Origin of the sequence: Pseudomonas mandelii (genome assembly GCF_006438925.1) — a bacterium.
Lineage (GTDB): Bacteria > Pseudomonadota > Gammaproteobacteria > Pseudomonadales > Pseudomonadaceae > Aquipseudomonas > Aquipseudomonas mandelii_C.
The window spans coordinates 1-19,024 of sequence record NZ_RCZA01000002.1 but is presented as its reverse complement, the minus strand read 5'-3'; the positions used below and the strand labels follow the sequence as shown (position 1 = coordinate 19,024).

The 19,024-nt window shown below is 60.0% G+C and carries 18 protein-coding genes and 1 pseudogene; 13 read left to right on the top strand and 6 right to left on the bottom strand.

Features of this window, described 5'->3' with window-relative positions:
* Positions 1–182 precede the first annotated feature (182 nt).
* The 4 genes from EAH74_RS03910 (at position 183) to EAH74_RS03895 (ending at position 4,502) form a co-directional block, all read left to right on the top strand.
* Positions 183–896, top strand: coding sequence for a GntR family transcriptional regulator (locus tag EAH74_RS03910; RefSeq protein WP_140676209.1), 714 nt, complete (start codon positions 183–185; stop codon positions 894–896).
* A complete protein-coding gene (locus EAH74_RS03905) occupies positions 893–1,891 on the top strand; it encodes an ADP-ribosylglycohydrolase family protein (protein ID WP_140676206.1) in 999 nt (332 codons plus the stop codon). Before EAH74_RS03910 ends, EAH74_RS03905 begins: the two co-directional genes overlap by 4 nt.
* A gap of 222 nt (positions 1,892–2,113) precedes the next feature.
* Positions 2,114–3,580, top strand: a complete 1,467-nt coding sequence (locus EAH74_RS03900; RefSeq protein ID WP_140676203.1) for a purine-cytosine permease family protein — start codon at positions 2,114–2,116, stop codon at positions 3,578–3,580.
* Positions 3,573–4,502, top strand: coding sequence for a PfkB family carbohydrate kinase (locus tag EAH74_RS03895; protein ID WP_140676200.1), 930 nt, complete (start codon positions 3,573–3,575; stop codon positions 4,500–4,502). The genes EAH74_RS03900 and EAH74_RS03895 overlap by 8 nt, the downstream gene beginning before the upstream one ends.
* Positions 4,503–4,617: 115 nt before the next feature.
* Here the strand turns inward: EAH74_RS03895 and EAH74_RS03890 are convergent, their stop codons facing one another.
* The 4 genes from EAH74_RS03890 to EAH74_RS03875 form a co-directional block, all read right to left on the bottom strand.
* Positions 4,618–4,998, bottom strand: coding sequence for a Rho termination factor N-terminal domain-containing protein (locus tag EAH74_RS03890; protein WP_140676198.1), 381 nt, complete (start codon positions 4,996–4,998; stop codon positions 4,618–4,620).
* A gap of 105 nt (positions 4,999–5,103) precedes the next feature.
* A complete protein-coding gene (locus tag EAH74_RS03885) occupies positions 5,104–5,358 on the bottom strand; it encodes a hypothetical protein (protein ID WP_140676195.1) in 255 nt (84 codons plus the stop codon).
* Between the two features lie 101 nt (positions 5,359–5,459).
* The gene (locus EAH74_RS03880; RefSeq protein ID WP_140676192.1) at positions 5,460–6,665 is read right to left on the bottom strand and encodes an MFS transporter; all 1,206 of its coding nucleotides are present in this window, start codon (positions 6,663–6,665) and stop codon (positions 5,460–5,462) included.
* Between the two features lie 112 nt (positions 6,666–6,777).
* Positions 6,778–7,431, bottom strand: coding sequence for an HD domain-containing protein (locus EAH74_RS03875; protein WP_140676189.1), 654 nt, complete (start codon positions 7,429–7,431; stop codon positions 6,778–6,780).
* A gap of 172 nt (positions 7,432–7,603) precedes the next feature.
* Between EAH74_RS03875 and EAH74_RS03870 the strand changes: the two genes are divergently transcribed.
* The 6 genes from EAH74_RS03870 (at position 7,604) to EAH74_RS03840 (ending at position 13,490) form a co-directional block, all read left to right on the top strand.
* Entirely contained in the window at positions 7,604–8,083 is a 480-nt protein-coding gene (locus tag EAH74_RS03870) for a GNAT family N-acetyltransferase (protein WP_140676186.1), read from the top strand.
* A 190-nt stretch (positions 8,084–8,273) separates the two neighbouring features.
* On the top strand, positions 8,274–9,266 hold the full coding sequence (locus EAH74_RS03865) for a 2-dehydro-3-deoxygalactonokinase (RefSeq protein WP_140676183.1): 993 nt from the start codon (positions 8,274–8,276) through the stop codon (positions 9,264–9,266).
* A 19-nt stretch (positions 9,267–9,285) separates the two neighbouring features.
* Positions 9,286–9,906: a 2-dehydro-3-deoxy-6-phosphogalactonate aldolase gene (locus tag EAH74_RS03860; protein WP_140676180.1), complete on the top strand. Its 621-nt coding sequence runs from the start codon at positions 9,286–9,288 to the stop codon at positions 9,904–9,906.
* 62 nt (positions 9,907–9,968) lie between these two features.
* Positions 9,969–11,117 (top strand): galactonate dehydratase, encoded by a 1,149-nt coding sequence (dgoD, locus tag EAH74_RS03855; protein WP_140676177.1) that lies wholly within the window; start codon positions 9,969–9,971, stop codon positions 11,115–11,117.
* Positions 11,118–11,315: 198 nt separating this feature from the next.
* Complete coding sequence (locus tag EAH74_RS03845) at positions 11,316–12,626, top strand: MFS transporter (RefSeq protein WP_074878934.1); 1,311 nt, start codon at positions 11,316–11,318, stop codon at positions 12,624–12,626.
* Positions 12,627–12,686: 60 nt separating this feature from the next.
* Entirely contained in the window at positions 12,687–13,490 is an 804-nt protein-coding gene (locus EAH74_RS03840) for an IclR family transcriptional regulator (protein ID WP_140676171.1), read from the top strand.
* On the opposite strand, the gene EAH74_RS03835 is transcribed toward EAH74_RS03840, so the two are convergent.
* Positions 13,487–14,539, bottom strand: coding sequence for an NAD(P)-dependent alcohol dehydrogenase (locus tag EAH74_RS03835; protein ID WP_140677268.1), 1,053 nt, complete (start codon positions 14,537–14,539; stop codon positions 13,487–13,489). The genes EAH74_RS03840 and EAH74_RS03835 overlap by 4 nt on opposite strands.
* 193 nt (positions 14,540–14,732) lie before the next feature.
* On the opposite strand from EAH74_RS03835, the gene EAH74_RS03830 reads away from it, so the two are divergent.
* On the top strand, positions 14,733–15,623 hold the full coding sequence (locus EAH74_RS03830; protein ID WP_140676168.1) for an AraC family transcriptional regulator: 891 nt from the start codon (positions 14,733–14,735) through the stop codon (positions 15,621–15,623).
* Positions 15,624–15,804: 181 nt separating this feature from the next.
* Here EAH74_RS03830 and EAH74_RS03825 read toward each other — a convergent pair whose 3' ends face one another.
* Entirely contained in the window at positions 15,805–17,469 is a 1,665-nt protein-coding gene (locus tag EAH74_RS03825) for an electron transfer flavoprotein-ubiquinone oxidoreductase (RefSeq protein ID WP_140676165.1), read from the bottom strand.
* A gap of 549 nt (positions 17,470–18,018) precedes the next feature.
* Between EAH74_RS03825 and EAH74_RS03820 the strand changes: the two genes are divergently transcribed.
* Entirely contained in the window at positions 18,019–18,768 is a 750-nt protein-coding gene (locus tag EAH74_RS03820) for an electron transfer flavoprotein subunit beta/FixA family protein (protein WP_140676162.1), read from the top strand.
* Positions 18,769–19,024, top strand: a pseudogene (locus EAH74_RS03815) (electron transfer flavoprotein subunit alpha/FixB family protein); the annotation flags it as partial.

Genomic DNA, 19,024 nt, shown 5'->3' with positions numbered 1-19,024 from the left:
TGGGAGCGGGCTTGCTCGCGAAGGCGGCGTGTCAGTCAACATAATTGCTGAATGACACGCCGCCTTCGCGAGCAAGCCCGCTCCCACACTAGACCGCGCAGCGGTCACTATCGAATATCCTTCCGTCACTTCCCCTAAATATTCCTTGCTCGCCCCAGCCCGTTTCGGTTATCACTTTGTACATGATTAGACAGGTACGATTTGACAAGAAACAACGGGTGGTCGATGAACTCATCCGGCGCATCGAAAGCGGCCTCATGGAGGACGGCTTTCTGTTGCCGGGCGAGCATCAGTTGGCTCAAGAATTCAAAGTCAGCCGCGGCACGCTGCGCGAAGCCCTGGCTGAATTGAAACGGCGCAATTACATCGCGACCCAGAGCGGGGTGGGTTCCATCGTCACCTTCGACGGCGTGGTGCTTGATCAGCGCAGCGGCTGGGCACAGGCCCTGGCCGACAGCGGGGCGCTGATCAATACCGAAGTGCTGCGGCTGGAGGCGGTCACTCGTCCTGACCTGTTGCCGCGTTTCGGCACCGACCAATTCATCACCCTCGACCGTCGCCGCCGTTCCAACGAAGGCAAGCTGGTCTCCCTTGAACGTTCATTGATGCCCGCCACCGGAGGCCTGGAAAGCCTGCCGCGGGTCGGCCTTATCGACAACTCCCTGACCATCACCCTGGCCGCTTACGGTTATATCGGCGAGCGTGGCGATCAATGGATCGGCGCCGAACCCTTGAACGCCGAAGACGCCGAACTGCTGGGCCGTCCGCAAGGCACGGTGTTCCTCAAGGCCTTGCGCACCACCTACGACCGGCAAAACCGATTCATGGAGCAGGTCGAAAGCTTGCTCGACCCAGTGCATTTTCGCCTGCACCTGCAGTTTGGAGAGTCAAAGTGACCGCGCTCAACCGTGCCCTCGGCGCGTTCTACGGACTGGCCCTGGGCGATGCGCTGGGCATGCCAACTCAATCGCTGAGCCGTGCCGAGATCAAGGTGCGCTTCGGCGAGATCACTGGCCTGGAAGATGCGGGCCCCGATCAACCGATCGCCGCCAACATGCTCAAAGGCTCGATCACCGATGACACCGAACAGGCGATTCTGGTCGGCCAATTGCTGGTTGAAGGCGAGGGCCGGATCGAACCGTCGGTGCTCGCCCAACGGTTGATCGAATGGGAAGCCGCGATGCAGGCCAAGGGCTCGCAAGACTTGCTCGGCCCTTCGACAAAGCGTGCCATCGAAATGATCCTCGCCGGCCACTCGCCGGAAGAAGCGGGGCGCTACGGCACCACCAATGGCGCGGCAATGCGCATCACGCCGATCGGGATCGCGGCGGATGTCGCCCACCCTGAGCGTTTCATCGACGCTGTCGTGCAGGCTTGCCAGGTCACCCACAACACCACGCTGGGCATTTCCAGCGCGGCGGCGGTGGCGGCGGTGGTTTCGGCCGGTATCAACGGCATGGACCTGGGCGAGGCGTTGAACCTCGGCCAGCAAATCGCTCAGCAAGCTGAAAGCCACGGTTACTGGGTGGCTGGCGGACGCATCGCCTCGCGCATCAGCTGGGCGCGGACCATCAGTGTCGACAGCGACAAGGCATTGCTGGCGGATTTGATGTACGACGTGATCGGCACTTCGGTGGCTTCACAGGAATCGGTAGTGGTCTCGTTTGCCCTGGCCCAGCAAGTGGCCATAGGCGAAATGAACGCTTTCGAAGCGCTGTGCATGGCCGCGAGCCTTGGCGGTGACACTGACACCATCGCGGCGATTCTCGGTGCCATGCTCGGGGCCTGCCTGGGCCTTGAGAGTTGGCCGGCGGCAATGATCGACAAGGTCAAAACCGTTAACCATCTGGAGCTGGAACCGTTGGTGCAGGGGCTTTTAGCTTTGCGTTGACTGGACTGACGCTTTCGCGAGCAGGCTCGCTCCCACAGGGATAGTGCAAACCTTAAGGGACGCGCCGTACCTGTGGGAGCGAGCCTGCTCGCGAAGGACGCGCTGCGCACTCAAATTCTTTCACCCGCAACGGAAAGCACGAATACGGCCAGGACCGCCGGGATGTTATGACGACTTCCGAAACTGCCCACAACCACAACAAAGGCAACAGGAGCATTTCACATGAGTTCATCAAACGCCGGGCAAAGCGCCGGGCAACTGGAAACCCGAGGCATCGAGCCGGTGCCGGAAGCGGAGTGCAACGGTCATCCGTTGCAACTGTTCTGGGTCTGGTTTGCCGCCAACATCTCCATCCTCGGCCTGCCGCTGGGCGCGACCCTTGTCGCCTTTCGCGGCTTGGCGATCTGGCAGGCGATCATCGTCGCGATCCTGGGTGCTGCAGGCTCCTTCGCAGTGGTCGGGATCATCTCCATTGCCGGTCGCCGTGGTCGCGCACCGAGCCTGACGTTGTCGCGAGCGATCTTCGGTGTACGCGGCAACATCGGTCCGACCCTGGTCTCGCTGATGTCGCGTCTGGGCTGGGAAACGGTCAACACCACCACCGCCGCATTCGTGTTGTTGTCGCTGTGCTCGATCCTGTTCGGCTCGCCGGTGGAAGCCAAAAGCGCACCTGTGCTGACGTTGATCTTCATTGCGATTTTCGTGCTGCTGACCCTGTCGGTGTCGGGCCTCGGTCACGCCACCTTGCTGGTGATCCAGAAGTGGGCAACCTACGTGTTCGGCGCGCTGAACATTGTGGTCGGCGGCTTCCTCTGCGCCACCATCGACTGGAGCGCGGTGTTCAATGCCACGCCGGCACCGCTGAGCGCAATGATCATCGGCGTTGGCACCATGGCTGCCGGCACCGGGATCGGTTGGGCCAACGCCGGTGCCGACATGTCGCGCTACCAGCATCGCAGCGTCAAAGCCGTGCGCCTGGTGGCGTCGGCAGCGTTCGGTGCGGGGATTCCGCTGGTGCTGCTGATCACCCTCGGCGGCCTGCTGTCAGTGGGCAACAATGACCTGGCCTCGGCCACCGACCCGATCATCGCGATCCGCGACATGCTGCCGACCTGGATGGCCGTGCCGTACCTGATCACCGCGTTTGGCGGGCTGCTGCTGTCAAACAACCTGTCGGTGTACTCCGCCGGTTTGACCACGCTGACCCTCGGCCTGAAGGTCAAACGCGTTTACGCGGTGGTCGTCGACATCGTCGCGATCTTCGCCGGCTCGATCTATTTCATGCTGATCGCCGACAGTTTCTACGGCCCGTTCATTACCTTCATTTCGCTGCTGGCCGTGCCGATCACCGCGTGGGTCGGGATCTTCGTCGTCGACCTGATTCACCGTCACTACTACAGCCCCAAAGACCTGCTGGACGTCAGCCCGAGCAGCGCTTACTGGTACAGCGGCGGTGTCGAGTGGCGCGCCTTCGGTGCGTGGGCGGTGGCAATCGTGTTGGGCTTCAGCTTCACCACCATCGGTACGACCGAACAAACCGTGTGGTTCCGCGGCTTCCTGTCCGACTCCTGGCTGGGCCATAACGGCCTCGGCTGGATCGTGACGTTCCTGGTGGCCGGCGGCATTTATTTTGTACTCGGCGGGGCCAAGGATCGCCGCGCCGCGATGACCGAGAACGCTCATGCCTAGATTGCTGCACACCGGCCAGGTCATGATCGACCTGGTCATGGCCGTGGATAAACTGCCGCATTCGGGCGGCGACGTGCTGGCGCAATCCGCCAGTTTCGAGGCTGGCGGCGGCTTCAATGTGATGGCTGCCGCCCAGCGTAATGGCTTGCCGGTGGTTTACCTCGGGCGCCACGGTACCGGGCGTTTCGGCGATCTGGCGCGCGAGGCGATGAAGGCTGAAGGCATTCGGATCGGCATCACTCACCGCGCCGAACGGGATACGGGATTGTGCGTCGCGTTGACCGAAGCGTCGGCCGAGCGCAGTTTCATTTCCCATATCGGTGCGGAAGGTGAGCTGACGGCCGAGGATTTGTCCAGCGTGCCGGCCGAGGCGGGTGACTATGTCTACGTCAGCGGCTACAGCCTGCTGCATGGCGGCAAAGCCCAGGCGCTGGTGGATTGGGTCCTGGATTTACCGAGGGGGATCAACGTGGTGTTCGATCCGGGCCCGCTGGTGGATTCGCCGGATGAGCCGTTGATGCAAGCCTTGCTGGCGCGCATCGATTTGTGGACCAGCAACAGTGTCGAGGCGTTGAAGTTTACCGGTGCGGCGGACATTGCCGAGGCGTTGAACCGGTTGGCCGATCACCTGCCGGCCGACGTGTTGATGGTGGTTCGTGACGGCCCGCAAGGGTGCTGGATCAGCCAGCGTGGAGACTGCCAGCATGTGCCGGGTTTCAAGGTTGAGGCGGTGGACAGCAATGGTGCGGGGGATGCGCATGCCGGGGTATTTGTGGCCGGGTTGGCGCAAGGATTGGTACCGGTTGACGCGGCGCGGCGGGCTAATGCGGCGGCTGCGTTGGCGGTCACTCGATGGGGGCCGGCGACTTCGCCGGGGATTGCCGAGGTGGATGAGTTGATCCGCAAGACCTTTGGCGCCTGATCTGACGCTTTCGCGAGCAAGCTCGCTCCCACACAGAATCTGTGAACAACACAAATCCCCTGTGGGAGCGAGCTTGCTCGCGATGGGGCCATAAGATTCACCATCAATCCCGACCTTACCCAGCCTTGCGCAACGCCTCGATCAACGCCTGCTTGCGCATGCCCGACCGTCCCGGAATCTTCTTCGCCCGGGCTTCTTTCATCAAACTGTCGACGGTCTGGGTTTCGCGCGAAGCCTTGCTGTTACGCGAATGACCTTCACGGCTGGCCACCGCACGACGAGCTGATTCCTGGCGATCTTGCGACTTGGCACTTGCGGGTTTCTTGCGGCCGGCCCCACCTTTGCGCTCACCGCCACCCGACTGTTTGTTCACGGTCGCCCAGGCTCGGGCTTCGGCTTCTTCTTTCGAGACACCTTTGTGCTCGTAGCTCTCTTCGATGTGCTCGGCCTTGCGCTTCTGCTCGGCGGTGTATTTGTCTTTGCTTCCACGAGGCATGGGATTTCTCCTGCTGCTCGTAGGAGCTGCTGTAGGCTGCGATCTTTTGCTTTGAATGCTTGAAGATCAAAAGATCGCAGGCTTCGCCAGCTCCTACATCCGTTATTAGACGTCCAGCTTGCGCGCCGCCTCAACCCCTGCGGCATTGAGTTTGATCGGCAAGTTCAACGAGTGCTCACCGGCCTCGTTGCAGATCACATGACCATGCTGGATCAATCCACGATCCTGCAGCGTGGCGAGGGTGCTGGCCACGACTTTCTCCCCCCGGTAATTGTCCAGGACCTCTTTGCCCATGCCGCTTGGATGGGCATGCAGCAGACGGGTCAGGACTTCTTTCTCAAGGTTTTTATCGACGTTCATGGTTACCTCTTCATGGATGTGGATAGGTCCATTTAATTAGAGTCCTTATCTGGGTTGGTCCGCCCCCGATTTGGATTGGTGCCTGATGAACGACGAACGGTCTAGGCCTGCTGCAACGTTTTGCGGGTAACGGCTCGGCGCCAGACTAGCCGGCCGACGCTGATCAGCCAATTCAGTACAGCAACCGCCAATACCGTGAGCAACAGCGTCGCCATCCCCTGTTCCACGATGATTTTCCCGGCCAGCAACGGAAAGCCAAACACACCGATAAAGTAGGACAGGCTGAACAGCAGCAAGGATTGCGCGGTGGTGCCGTTTGGCGCCTCGTTGGCCGCCAGGCCGTTGATCACCGAATAGGTCAGCCCGTAACCGACCCCGAGCATCACCGCCGCCAGCACGTAGCTGAACCCGTCGTCGACGACAAACCCGAACATCAGGATTGAGCCCATCATCAAGCCCGACAGCAGGCAGGACGCCCAGAACGGGTCGCGCTTGACCACGAAACCGGCGATCAGCATGCGGCTGCTGATCGCTGCGCTCATGAAGCCGAGGAAGAACAGTGAATAGTCGAGTGAACGCGCCGCCGCGTAGCTGGTTTGAAAACTCGACAGACCGCCGAAAACACAACCGCCAAGCCCGACCATGATGATCGGAAACACCGCTCTGGACGACAGCACTTGCGCCGCTGCACACCAGGAAATTCGCGACACCGCCGCCGAGTGGGCCGGCGCTTTTTTCAGCTGCGAATCCAACCGCCAGAACAGCAACACGCCGATCAGGCTGGCCAGCGCCGCGAGGTAAAACGCCGCGGTGATCGGATACCCGAGGGCACTGGCAGCGCGGCCTAACAAGGGACCGCTGCCGATCCCGGTCATCATGCTGCCCGACAACAGCGCAAAGTATTTCGCGCGTTGGGCAGGCGTTACCAGACTCGCCACGATGATCGGCCCGAGGGTGTAGAACACGCCCCAACCCAGCCCCAGCAATAGCCCGAAAAACAACAGCAAATTGCCGAAGCCTGGCGCCAAGGCGAAGCCCAGGCTGGCGGCCACCAGCAAGACGCCGAACAGCGCAATCGAGCGCGCCGCGCCGAGCAAATCGGACAAGTGCCCGGAGACGATCACCGCTGCAAACGTACTGAGCATCGCCGCCGAAATCACACTGCCGGCATCGTGCTCGTTACCGCCGCGGGAACCGATCAACAACGACAGCAAAAAGGTCGAGCCATAGGACAGCGACAGCAAATAGCTGGCCAGGCAAAACAGGCCGAACAACCTGCTTGAGACTTGGGGTGTTGCGCTAGGCATGACGCGGTTCCTTGACCCGATAGAAGAGAGCTTCATCTATCTATCACGCAAGGCGTCGATGTTAGGTCTGAGGTTATCGATTTCAGGGTTAGTGTTGGCCGGAGTAAAGCCTTTAGCAGACGCCTATTTCTTCCTTGAACAGCTCCATGAACCCCTTCAGGCGCTCGTGACGAATCCGCGCCAGACGTTGGCCGGTGGTCGTTTTGAATCCGTCCGCCAGGTGCAGCAGCTTGGTCTGGAAATGGTCGAGGCAAAAACGTTTGTCATCGTATTCCCGTGCCTTCGCCTCAGGGTCCTGCGGGTCGTACAACGCGCTACCCATACGTCCGGCGATGTAAAAGGTGCGCGCCACGCCGAGCATGCCGAGGGAATCGAGGCGGTCGGCGTCCTGCAAAATTTTGGCTTCGAGCGTGGTTGGCGCGATGTTAGCGGAAAAACTGTGTGCTTCGATGGCATGGGCAACCGCGCTGATTCTTGCGTCTGGCCAGGCCAGGCCCGCCAGCGTGATCGATGCCTTTTTGGCCGCCAGTCGTGACGCCTGAGAACGCAGTGGCGAGTTCTTTTCTACCGCCACGCAATCGTGCAAGAGCACCGCCGCCAGCAGCACCTCAAGATCGCCACCCTCTTCACTGTGAAGCGTACGCACGTTGTGCCAGACCCGCTGCAAGTGCGACAGATCATGGGCACCATCTTCCGACGGCTCAAGCGCGTGGGGCAGCAGTTGCGCAGCGAGGAATTGCAGTGGCGCGAAAGCATCAGTGTTCATAAACATCCTGTTAAGTAAAAACGTCTTTTGCCGCGACCTAGCCCTGTAGCAGCCGAACGCAGGCTTCGCCAGCTGCTACACATGCTCCATGGATCAGCTTTGAATTTCCAGTGTGACGAGCGCCGCTTGCCGACTTAGTATGGCGTTTTCAACTTTTGACGAAGGCACGTCCATGACGATCGAGATCCGCCCGGCGACCCCGAGCGATGCACCGCAAATCCTCGGGTTCATCACCGAACTGGCCGACTACGAACGTGCCCGCCACGAAGTCATCGCCAGCGTCGCCGACATCGAGCGCAGCCTGTTCAACGAAGGCGCCACCGCTCACGGGCTGATCTGCCTGCGCGATGGCTCGCCAATCGGCTTTGCGGTGTTCTTCTTCAGTTATTCCACGTGGCTCGGCAGCAACTGCCTGTACCTCGAAGACCTCTACATCACCCCCCAACAACGCGGTGGCGGCGCGGGTAAAACCTTGCTGCGTCACCTGGCGAAAATCGCCTGCGCCAATGACTGCGGTCGATTTGAGTGGAGCGTGCTGGACTGGAACAAACCGGCGATCGAGTTCTACAAGTCGTTGGGTGCGCAGCCGCAGGAAGAGTGGGTGCGGTATCGGATGGACGGGGCGGTGTTGAGGGAGTTTGCCGAAGGCTGATCGCAACCGGCGTCTATTAAAGATCGCAGCCTTCGGCAGCTCCACACCTATCCGTAGGAGCTGCCGAAGGCTGCGATCTTTTTTTAACTATATCCCAATATATGGGAATGATATTTATATATTGAGATTTTGCTGCGTCCGGGTTTATAGTCCAGCTCACTCACTGCCAATAAACAAAACAGGTGAAGCGATGCTGGCGCAATTGATCGCGCTCGATTGGGGGACAACCTCATTACGTGCTTACAAACTCGCCGCGGGTGGCCAGGTGCTCGAACAGCGTTCGCTATCGTCGGGGATCATGCAGCTGCCCAGGACGCCGCGAATGATCGCGGGTCAGGAATGTACCGACGGTTTTGAACTGGCCTTCGATGAGGCCTGCGGTGACTGGCTCGACGCGCAGCTCGATTTGCCGGTGATTGCGTGCGGCATGGTTGGCAGCGCACAAGGTTGGCGTGAAGCGGCTTACCGCGATACGCCGGCGAACGTCGCCAATCTCGGAATCTCCCTACAAACGGTTCGCAGTCTTCGCGGTGTCGATGTGCACATCGTGCCGGGCGTGATTCAGCGGTCTCGTTTGCCAAACGTGATGCGCGGCGAAGAAACCCAAGTGCTCGGCGTGCTGCAGAATCTACCGGCCGAGGCGGGTGGTGATCTGTTGATCGGCCTGCCGGGCAGTCATTCGAAATGGGTGGAAGTGGCCGACGGCTGCATCGTGCAGTTCGATACCTTCATGACTGGCGAAGTCTTCGCCGTGCTCCGCGAGCACAGCATTCTGGGGCGCACCCAGCAAAAGGGCGCGTCCTTCGATGGCCAAGCCTTTGATCGTGGTGTGCAGGTGGCCCTGTCGGTGGACGGCGAGATCGGGCCGTTGTCGACATTGTTCAGTGCCCGCAGCCTCGGGTTGACTGGCGAACTCAGCGCCACTGCTCAACCGGATTACTTATCCGGTCTGTTGATCGGCCATGAACTGTCAGCGTTGGCGACTGTTCAGCGACGCCGACGCAACAGCGTTCATCTGCCTTCGATCATCCTCATCGGTAATGCCCAGCTCTGTGCCCGCTACAGCCGGGCGCTCGACGCCTGTGGTTTTGCCCGGGTGACCCTGGCCGAGCAGGCCACCGAACGTGGCTTGTGGCAGCTGGCGGTTGCCGCCGGATTGATCACACCCAACCCATCCCGTTAAACCTGACTGGAGGTCTGACATGCTCAAGCAAGCATTGGCGCAAAACGGTCTGATCGCGATTTTGCGTGGCCTGCGCCCGCAAGAAGCGGCAGCCATTGGCGAAGTCCTTTACGCCGCCGGATTTCGCGTCATCGAAGTGCCGCTCAATTCCCCTGAACCGTACGAAAGTATCCGCATCCTGCGCAGTACTTTGCCCGCCGATTGCCTGATCGGTGCGGGCACGGTGTTGACGCCGGGGCAGGTCGAGCAAGTGAAAGCGGCGGGCGGTCAGGTGATCGTCATGCCGCACAGCGATGCCAAGGTGTTGCGCGCAGCGAAAGCGGCGGGGTTGTTCCTGTCGCCGGGTGTGGCGACACCGACTGAAGCCTTTGCGGCATTGGCCGAAGGGGCGGACGTGCTGAAGATGTTCCCGGCCGAGCAGATGGGCCCGGCAGTCGTCAAAGCCTGGCTCGCGGTACTGCCAGCGGGAACGATTCTGGCGCCGGTCGGCGGGATCACGCCGGACAACATGCAGGTGTTTATCGACGCGGGCGTCAAAGGCTTCGGCCTCGGTTCCGGCTTGTTCAAACCGGGCATGACGCCAGAGGAAGTGGCGGTAAACGCCAAGGCATATGTCGCTGCATGGAACGCTCTGCGTTAAGACTTTTTGGCGCCGAGCGCGCTGCATCTATAAGAGCTGCACTTATAAAAAGAGAGCAAAAGATGAAAATCACCAAACTGACCACCTTCATCGTTCCGCCGCGCTGGTGCTTCCTCAAGGTCGAAACCGACGAAGGCGTGACCGGCTGGGGCGAACCCGTAGTCGAAGGCCGCGCTCACACTGTCGCCGCCGCCGTTGAAGAATTGTCCGACTACCTGATCGGCAAAGACCCACGCAACATTGAGGACATCTGGACCGTGCTTTACCGCGGCGGCTTCTACCGTGGCGGCGCGATCCACATGAGTGCGCTGGCCGGTATTGATCAGGCGTTGTGGGACATCAAGGGCAAGGCCCTGGGTGTGTCGGTCAGCGATCTGCTGGGCGGTCAGGTACGGGACAGGATTCGCGTCTATTCGTGGATCGGCGGCGACCGGCCGGCGGACACCGCTCGCGCTGCGAAGGAAGCCGTCGAGCGTGGTTTCACGGCGGTGAAAATGAATGGTACCGAAGAGCTGCAATTCCTCGATTCCTTCGAGAAAGTCGACCTGGCCCTGGCCAACGTCGCCGCCGTACGCGATGCGGTGGGCCCGAACGTTGGCATCGGCGTGGACTTCCATGGCCGGGTGCACAAGCCCATGGCCAAGGTGCTGATGAAGGAACTTGATCCTTACAAGCTGATGTTCATCGAAGAGCCGGTACTCAGCGAAAACTACGAAGCGCTGAAAGAGTTGGCGCCGCTGACCAGCACCCCGATTGCCCTCGGTGAGCGGCTGTTCTCGCGCTGGGATTTCAAGCGTGTGCTCAGCGAAGGTTACGTCGACATCATCCAGCCGGACGCGTCTCACGCCGGCGGTATCACCGAAACCCGCAAAATCGCCAACATGGCCGAAGCCTACGACGTGGCGCTGGCGCTGCATTGCCCGTTGGGCCCGATTGCACTGGCGGCGTGTTTGCAGCTGGATGCGGTTTGCTACAACGCGTTCATCCAGGAGCAGAGCCTGGGCATTCATTACAACGAGAGCAATGACCTGCTGGATTACGTCAAGGATCCGCGGGTGTTCGACTACGACAAAGGCTTCGTGAAAATCCCGAATGGCCCGGGCCTGGGGATCGAGATCAACGAGGAATACGTCATCGAACGCGCGGCCGTCGGCCATCGCTGGCGTAACCCGATCTGGCGCCATGCCGATGGCAGTTTTGCTGAGTGGTGAGTTCTCCCTGACCCACCGCAAATCCCTGTGGGAGCCAGCCTGCTGGCGATTTGGTCGGCACCCCCAGCATTCTTGGTGACTGACACACCGCTATCGCCAGCAGGCTGGCTCCCACAGTTTGATCTCCATGGACAGGGAGATTTGCGGCAAACCCCGATTTCACATCGACCTCAATAAACATAAGAAGAGGCATTCCCCATGCAACCGCAAACCCTCACCGGGCAGGCGTCGTTGGTGACGCCCAGTCGCAAGCGTTTTTTCATCATGGTGCTGCTGTTTATCACCGTGGTGATCAACTACCTGGACCGCAGCAACCTGTCTATCGCCGCCCCGGCACTCACCAGCGAACTGGGCATCGACCCGATTCACGTCGGGCTGATTTTCTCGGCATTCGGCTGGACCTACGCGGCCATGCAAATCCCCGGCGGCTGGCTGGTGGATCGGGTTCCGCCGCGGATTCTTTACAGCGTCGCGCTGCTGTTATGGTCGATCGCCACCGTCATGCTCGGCTTCGCCGGCAGCTTCATCGCACTGTTCGTGTTGCGTATGGCAGTCGGTGCACTGGAAGCGCCGGCGTACCCGATCAACAGCCGTGTGGTCACCACTTGGTTTCCTGAGCGCGAACGCGCCACGGCCATTGGTTTCTATACCTCCGGGCAATTCGTCGGTCTGGCGTTCCTGACGCCGGTATTGGCCTGGCTGCAGCATCAATATGGCTGGCACATGGTGTTTGTCAGCACCGGTGCGGTGGGCATTCTCTGGGCAGTGATCTGGTACGCGGTGTATCGCGAGCCACGGGATTTCAAAGGTGCCAATGACGCCGAAATCGAGCTGATCCGCGAAGGTGGCGGGCTGGTGGATATCCAGGCTGAACAAGCCAAAGTCAAAGCCAAATTCAGCTGGATCGACCTGGGCATCGTTCTGACCAAACGTAAGTTATGGGGTATCTACCTCGGCCAGTTCTGTCTCAACTCGACGTTGTGGTTTTTTCTGACGTGGTTCCCGACCTACCTGGTGAAATATCGCGGTATGGACTTCATCAAGTCCGGCCTGTTGGCGTCGCTGCCGTTTCTCGCCGCCTTCGTCGGTGTGCTCTGTTCGGGGTTCTTCTCCGACTGGCTGATCCGCCGCGGCTACACCGTGGGTTTTGCCCGCAAGTTGCCGATCATTGGCGGCCTGCTGATTTCCACTTCGATCATCGGCGCCAACTTCGTCGAGTCGACACCGCTGGTGATTGCCTTCCTCGCGTTGGCGTTCTTCGGCAACGGGCTGGCTTCGATCACCTGGTCGCTGGTGTCAACGTTGGCCCCGGCGCGATTGCTCGGGTTGACCGGTGGGGTGTTCAACTTCATCGGCAACCTGTCGGCGATTACCACGCCGATTGTCATCGGTTTCCTTGCTACCGGTGATTCGTTCGCTCCCGCGATCACCTATATCTCGGTTCTGGCGTTGATCGGCGCGCTTTCCTACATCTTGCTGGTCGGCAAAGTCGAGCGTATCAAGTTGTAGTCGCGGCATTCGGGCGACCATAATGCCGCCCGTTCACTCGCTCAACGGTAAAGGCTGGATATGCAGGAAGACGCCCCCAAAATCGCCAAGGACGCCGCACCGACCGGCACCCAGACACTGCTTCGTGGATTGGGTGTGGTTCAGGCCGTGGCCAGTGGTGCCCGCGATCTCAAGGAGATCGCCCGGCTGATCGGCACCACGCGCAGCACCACTCATCGTCTGGCCAGTTGCCTGGTGGACGAGCGTTATCTGCGGGTGGTGCCGCAAGTCGGTTATCTGTTGGGGCCGAAGTTGATCGAGCTGGGCTTCCAGGCGCGTGAAGAATTGCCGCTGGTCACATTGGCCGGGCCGTATCTGGATGAGTTGTCGGCGTTGACCGGCGACACCATTCACCTGGCGATTCGTGAAGGCGACGAAGTGCTGTACCTGCACAAGAATCCGGGACGCAATGGCCCGGAAATGCGTTCGCGGGTTGGCCATCGCATGCCGTTGGCGCGCACCGGGATCGGCAAGGCGCTGATGCTCGATGACACGCAGGAAGAATGGCAGCGGCTGTACGAAGTCAGCTTGCCGACGGGTGGGAAAAATCAGTTCTGGCCACAGCACCCGGAGCAGTCATGGGAGCAGTTTCAGCAGCGCATGGTCGAGTATGTGGCGGGCGGTTATGCGTTCGATCTGGAAGATAACGAACCGTCGATCCGCTGTGTGGCGGCGCCGATCCGTGATGCCAGCAAACGCATCGTTGCCGGCATCAGTATCGCCAGCACCGTGCCGTATATGCCGCTGGAGAAAATGGCCGAGCTGATTCCCCTGATCAAAGGGGTCACGGCTCGGCTTTCGGCGGAGCTTGGCGCTAAGGTTTAGACCTTCAGCGTTGCCATGTCGATCACGAAACGGTACTTCACGTCGCCGGCGATCATGCGGGCGAACGCTTCGTTGATCTGATGGATGTTCAGCATTTCAATGTCGCAGGTGATGTTGTGCTCGGCACAGAAATCCAGCACTTCCTGGGTTTCTGCGATGCCGCCGATCAGCGAGCCGGCCAATACGCGACGGCTCATCACCAGTTTGCCGGCGTGGACCGGTGGATCGACTGGTTCGATCAATCCCACCAGAATGTGCACGCCGTCGAAACGTAGCGTATCGAGGTAGGGATTGAGGTCGTGCTGCACCGGAATGGTGTCCAGCAGGAAGTCGAAATGTCCTGCGGCAGCCTTCATCTGTTCGGCATCGGTGGACACGATCACGTGGTCCGCGCCTTGGCGACGACCTTCTTCAGCCTTGCTCGCCGAGCGGGTGAACAGCGTGACTTCAGCGCCCATCGCCTTGGCGAACTTGATGCCCATGTGGCCGAGGCCGCCCATGCCGAGAATCCCGACCTTGTCGCCCGCCTTCACGCCGTAGTGCTTGAGTGGCGAGTAGGTGGTGATACCGGCGCAGAGGATTGGCGCGGCGCTGGCCGGGTCGAGTTTCTCGGGAATGCGCACAACGAAATGTTCGCTGACCACGATGCTGTCGGAGTAGCCGCCCATGGTGTTGCTGCCATCGACGCGGTCCAGGGTGGCGTAGGTCATGGTCGGACCTTCGAGGCAGTATTGCTCGAGGTTCGATTGGCAGGCTTCGCAGCTGCGGCACGAATCGACCATGCAGCCGACGCCGACCAGATCGCCGACTTTATGTTGGGTGACGTTCGCACCGACGGCGGTAACTTTGCCTACGATCTCGTGGCCGGGCATTAGTGGGTAAACGGCAATGCCCCACTCGTTGCGTGCCTGATGGATGTCGGAATGGCAGACGCCGCAGTAGAGAATATCGATCGCAACGTCGTCAGCACGTGGGCTGCGGCGCTCGAATTTCACGGGGGCGAGGGGAGTGGTGGCCGACTGGGCGGCGTATCCGATGGCGGTGTACATGATGAACCTCGCAAAAAGCTGTGACGGGTGAGGTGGCGCATTCTGGGCGCCGTACCGGCCACCGGCCATGGCGATTCCTCCGGGTGTCATGCCTAATCCTCCGGCATCAGCCTTCAATGGGTCGCATTGGCCATCAGACCTGCGATGATGCTTTCATCCCGATTTCTGCGACTTTTTCTGTGAAGAGCTCCTCATGTTGTTGACCCGTCATCTCGATGCCAATGCCACGCTGGTTTCGCTGATCCAGCCGCTGACCACGCGTGACGGTTTCGCGCCTACGGCATTGCCGGGCGTGCAGGTTTTGCGGGCCAGTTGTGATGTGGCTCGCGGCCCGCAGATTTACGAGCCGAGTCTGGTCATCATCGCCCAGGGCAGCAAGTTGGCGTATCTGGGGCCGCGTACGCTGGAGTACGGCGCCGGGCATTATTTGATTCAGGCATTGCCGGTGCCGTTCGAATGCGAGACGTTTTCAGCCCCCGATGGCCCGATGCTGGGCGTTTCCATCGCCATTGACCGGGTGTTGCTCGGTGAGTTGGTCTTGGCCATGGGGCTGGCGCCGGGGCGTAGTATTGCGGCGCAAACGCCAGAGTCCATGACCTCGGCGGTGCTTGACGATGCGATGCGTGGTTGTGTTGAACGGCTGCTGCGTTGCCTGCACGATCCGCTGGAATGCCAGGTTATGGGGCAGGCTCGATTGCGCGAGTTGTTGTTCGTCGCCTTGCGCGGGCCGCAAGCCGATGTGCTGCGGGCGCTGGTCGAGCAACAGGGGCAATTCGCCCGGATCGCGGCGTCGCTCAGCCATCTGCATGCGCATTACACCGAGCCGCTGAACGTCGAAACCCTGGCCAGTTGCGCGAACATGAGTGCGTCGACCTTTCATGAGCATTTCAAACGCAGCACGCTGTTATCGCCCGTGCAGTACTTGAAGCGCTTGCGCTTGCTGAAGGCGCAGACGTTGCTGGTGGCCGAAGGTTTGGGCGTGGCACAGGTGGCGCATCGAGTGGGGTATCAGAGCACGTCGCAGTTCAGTCGCGAGTACAAGCGCTACTTTGAGCGTAGTCCCGGTGACGAACGCGCTGCCTGACACGGCGATGTCCCTTGTGGGAGCGAGCCTGCTCGCGATAGCAGTGTGTCAGTCGACATCTATACCGGATGATAAACCGCTATCGCGAGCAGGCTCGCTCCCACAGGGGATTGGGGTGAGTTCTGGATTTCGGGCAACAAAAAGGCCCCCGTTCGGGAGCCTTGATGTTCGGGCATTCGACTTACATGTTCGGGTAAGTCGGGCCGCCAGAACCTTCCGGCGCCACCCAGGTGATGTTCTGTGCAGGGTCCTTGATGTCGCAGGTCTTGCAGTGAACGCAGTTCTGGGCGTTGATCTGGAAGCGCTTCTCACCGTCTTCCATGGTCACCACTTCGTACACGCCGGCCGGGCAGTAACGTTGGGCAGGCTCATCGTACAGGGGGAGGTTCTTGGCGATCGGGATGCTCGGATCGGTCAGCTTCAGGTGGCAGGGCTGTTCTTCTTCGTGGTTAGTACCCGAGATGAACACCGAGCTGAGTTTGTCGAAGCTGATCTTGCCGTCCGGTTTCGGGTAGTCGATCTTCTTGCAGTCGGCCGCAAGCTTGAGGCAAGCGTAATCCGGCTTGGTATCGTGCAAGGTGAACGGCAGTTTGCCGCCGAAGATGTTCTGGTCGAGCCAGTTGAAACCGCCGCCGACGATGGCGCCGAACTTGTGGATCGCCGGGCTGAAGTTGCGGCTGGCGAACAGTTCGTCGTAGAGCCAGCTCTTCTTGAACGCGTCGACGTAAGTGGTCAGCTCTTCGGTGCCGTCCTTTTCAGCGAACAGCGCTTCGGCCACGGATTCAGCGGCGAGCATGCCGGACTTCATGGCGGTGTGGCTGCCTTTGATCTTGGCGAAGTTCAGGGTGCCGAGGTCGCAACCGATCAGCGCGCCGCCCTTGAAGACCATTTTCGGCAGCGAGTTCAGGCCGCCTTTGCAGATGGCGCGAGCGCCGTAGCTGATGCGCTTGCCGCCTTCCAGGTACTGTTTGAGTACCGGGTGATGCTTGAGGCGCTGGAACTCGTCGAACGGCGACAGGTAAGTGTTGCTGTAGGACAGGTCGACGATCAGACCGACTACGACCTGGTTGTTTTCCAGGTGATAGAGGAACGAGCCACCGGTGTTCTCGGTGCCCATGATATCCAGCGGCCAACCGGCGGTGTGGACCACCAGACCTGGTTGATGCTTGGCCGGGTCGATTTCCCAGATTTCTTTCAGGCCGATGCCGTAGTGCTGGGCGTCGGCATCGCTGTCGAGGTTGAAGCGCTTGATCAGTTGCTTGCCGATATGGCCGCGGCAACCTTCGGCGAACAGCGTGTACTTGCCACGCAGTTCCATGCCTGGGGTGTACAGGCCTTCTTTCGGGTTGCCTTCGCGGTCAACGCCCAGATCGCCGGTGATGATCCCGCGAACCACGCCGTTTTCGTCGAACAGTGCTTCCTGTGCGGCGAAGCCTGGGTAGATTTCAACGCCCAGGTTCTCGGCCTGCTGGGCCAGCCAGCGGCACAGGTTGCCCAGGGATATGATGTAGTTGCCTTCGTTGTGCATGGTCTTGGGCACAAAGAGGTCAGGAATCTTCTGCGCGCTGTCAGCGTTCTTGAGAACGAAGATGTCATCGCGGGTGACTGGCGTATTCAGCGGGGCGCCGAGTTCTTTCCAGTCAGGGAACAATTCGTTCAGGGCGCGTGGTTCGAACACGGCGCCGGACAGGATGTGAGCACCGACTTCGGAGCCTTTTTCGACCACGCAGACGCTGATTTCCTTACCGGCTTCAGCAGCCTTCTGCTTCAAGCGGCAGGCGGCGGAAAGACCCGCGGGGCCGGCACCGACGATGACCACGTCGAATTCCATGTATTCGCGTTCCACAGGTTATCTCCTACTCAAGGCTCAACAGTTTTTTTTCTAATTGGAGGTTTGGTGTCGCATCCATGAATCCCTGCGTAATGCAGGAAGAGGACAATCGATGAGCCACCTTTCTCTCTAAGGTGGCGCATTATATCTACACCACTCCTAGCGTCCAATACAAACGTTTGTTTGAATCGGCTCAAAGCCAGAGAAATCAAAGTCACGCGGCTTATGACTGGCCATTTTGCCGTATTGACCGGAATAGGTGTTCCGGTCAAGATACGGTCGGTTTTGCGCTCGCCGTAGGCTGACTGTAGGTTTCAAGAGCACCTCTAAAGACAGGGCGATGGCAGTACAAGGTGATGCGCAGCGCAGGTTCTGGCGCGCAGTTTACACGTCGCGATAATGAATGACTCGTCAGTCACCACTGACGAACGGTCATCTTCATCGTGAGCGCTTGTCACTTGACACCTTTGCCAGCGTTTTTAGAGGTGCCCTTGCGCCGATGAGCATCAAACCGCCAGGTTCGCCTAGGCGACTTTCTTTTCACCGGAGAGTAACGAGGAATCCATGAAGGTTCTTGTAGCTGTCAAACGCGTTGTGGATTACAACGTCAAGGTTCGCGTCAAGGCGGACAATTCCGGCGTCGACCTCGCCAACGTCAAGATGTCGATGAACCCGTTCTGCGAAATCGCAGTGGAAGAAGCCGTACGCCTGAAAGAGAAAGGTGTTGCGACTGAAATCGTCGTCGTCTCCGTCGGCCCGTCCACCGCTCAAGAGCAACTGCGCACCGCGCTGGCTCTGGGTGCCGACCGCGCCATCCTCGTCGAATCCGCTGAAGACCTGACTTCGCTGGCCGTTGCCAAGCTGCTCAAGGCTGTTGTCGACAAGGAACAGCCTCAGCTGGTGATCCTTGGTAAACAAGCCATCGACAGCGACAACAACCAGACTGGCCAGATGCTTGCGGCATTGAGCGGCTATGGTCAGGGCACCTTCGCGTCCAAAGTCGAAATCAGCGGCGACACCGTTGCCGTGACTCGCGAAGTCGACGGCGGCGCGCAGACGGTTTCCCTGAAACTGCCGGCCATCGTCACCACTGACCTGCGTTTGAACGAGCCGCGTTACGCGTCCCTGCCAAACATCATGAAAGCCAAGAAGAAGCCTCTCGAAGTGCTGACTCCGGACGCTTTGGGCGTTTCCACCGCCTCCACCAACAAGACCGTGAAAGTCGAAGCGCCAGCTGCACGCAGCGCGGGTATCAAGGTCAAGTCGGTGGCTGAACTGGTCGAGAAACTGAAAAACGAAGCGAAGGTAATCTAAATGACTATCTTGGTTATTGCTGAACACGACAACAAAGTGCTGGCCCCGGCCACGCTGAACACCGTGGCTGCCGCCGTCAAAATCGGTGGTGACATCCACGTGCTGGTTGCAGGCCAAGGCGCTGGCGTCGTGGCTGAAGCCGCGGCGAAAATCGCTGGTGTGAGCAAAGTCCTGAACGCTGACAATGCCGCTTACGCGCATCAGCTGCCGGAAAACGTCGCTCCACTGGTCGCCGAACTGGGCAAGGGCTACAGCC

Bases quoted from the DNA above. Each gene is read 5' to 3' on its own strand.
- dgoD (WP_140676177.1), top strand. From the start codon at position 9,969: ATGAAAATCACCAAACTGACCACCTTCATCGTTCCGCCGCGCTGGTGC.
- EAH74_RS03835 (WP_140677268.1), bottom strand. From the start codon at position 14,539: ATGTACACCGCCATCGGATACGCCGCCCAGTCGGCCACCACTCCCCTC.
- EAH74_RS03880 (WP_140676192.1), bottom strand. From the start codon at position 6,665: ATGCCTAGCGCAACACCCCAAGTCTCAAGCAGGTTGTTCGGCCTGTTT.
- EAH74_RS03830 (WP_140676168.1), top strand. From the start codon at position 14,733: ATGTTGTTGACCCGTCATCTCGATGCCAATGCCACGCTGGTTTCGCTG.
- EAH74_RS03875 (WP_140676189.1), bottom strand. From the start codon at position 7,431: ATGAACACTGATGCTTTCGCGCCACTGCAATTCCTCGCTGCGCAACTG.
- EAH74_RS03860 (WP_140676180.1), top strand. From the start codon at position 9,286: ATGCTCAAGCAAGCATTGGCGCAAAACGGTCTGATCGCGATTTTGCGT.
- EAH74_RS03895 (WP_140676200.1), top strand. From the start codon at position 3,573: ATGCCTAGATTGCTGCACACCGGCCAGGTCATGATCGACCTGGTCATG.
- EAH74_RS03865 (WP_140676183.1), top strand. From the start codon at position 8,274: ATGCTGGCGCAATTGATCGCGCTCGATTGGGGGACAACCTCATTACGT.
- EAH74_RS03820 (WP_140676162.1), top strand. From the start codon at position 18,019: ATGAAGGTTCTTGTAGCTGTCAAACGCGTTGTGGATTACAACGTCAAG.
- EAH74_RS03910 (WP_140676209.1), top strand. From the start codon at position 183: ATGATTAGACAGGTACGATTTGACAAGAAACAACGGGTGGTCGATGAA.
- EAH74_RS03845 (WP_074878934.1), top strand. From the start codon at position 11,316: ATGCAACCGCAAACCCTCACCGGGCAGGCGTCGTTGGTGACGCCCAGT.
- EAH74_RS03885 (WP_140676195.1), bottom strand. From the start codon at position 5,358: ATGAACGTCGATAAAAACCTTGAGAAAGAAGTCCTGACCCGTCTGCTG.
- EAH74_RS03900 (WP_140676203.1), top strand. From the start codon at position 2,114: ATGAGTTCATCAAACGCCGGGCAAAGCGCCGGGCAACTGGAAACCCGA.
- EAH74_RS03890 (WP_140676198.1), bottom strand. From the start codon at position 4,998: ATGCCTCGTGGAAGCAAAGACAAATACACCGCCGAGCAGAAGCGCAAG.
- EAH74_RS03840 (WP_140676171.1), top strand. From the start codon at position 12,687: ATGCAGGAAGACGCCCCCAAAATCGCCAAGGACGCCGCACCGACCGGC.
- EAH74_RS03870 (WP_140676186.1), top strand. From the start codon at position 7,604: ATGACGATCGAGATCCGCCCGGCGACCCCGAGCGATGCACCGCAAATC.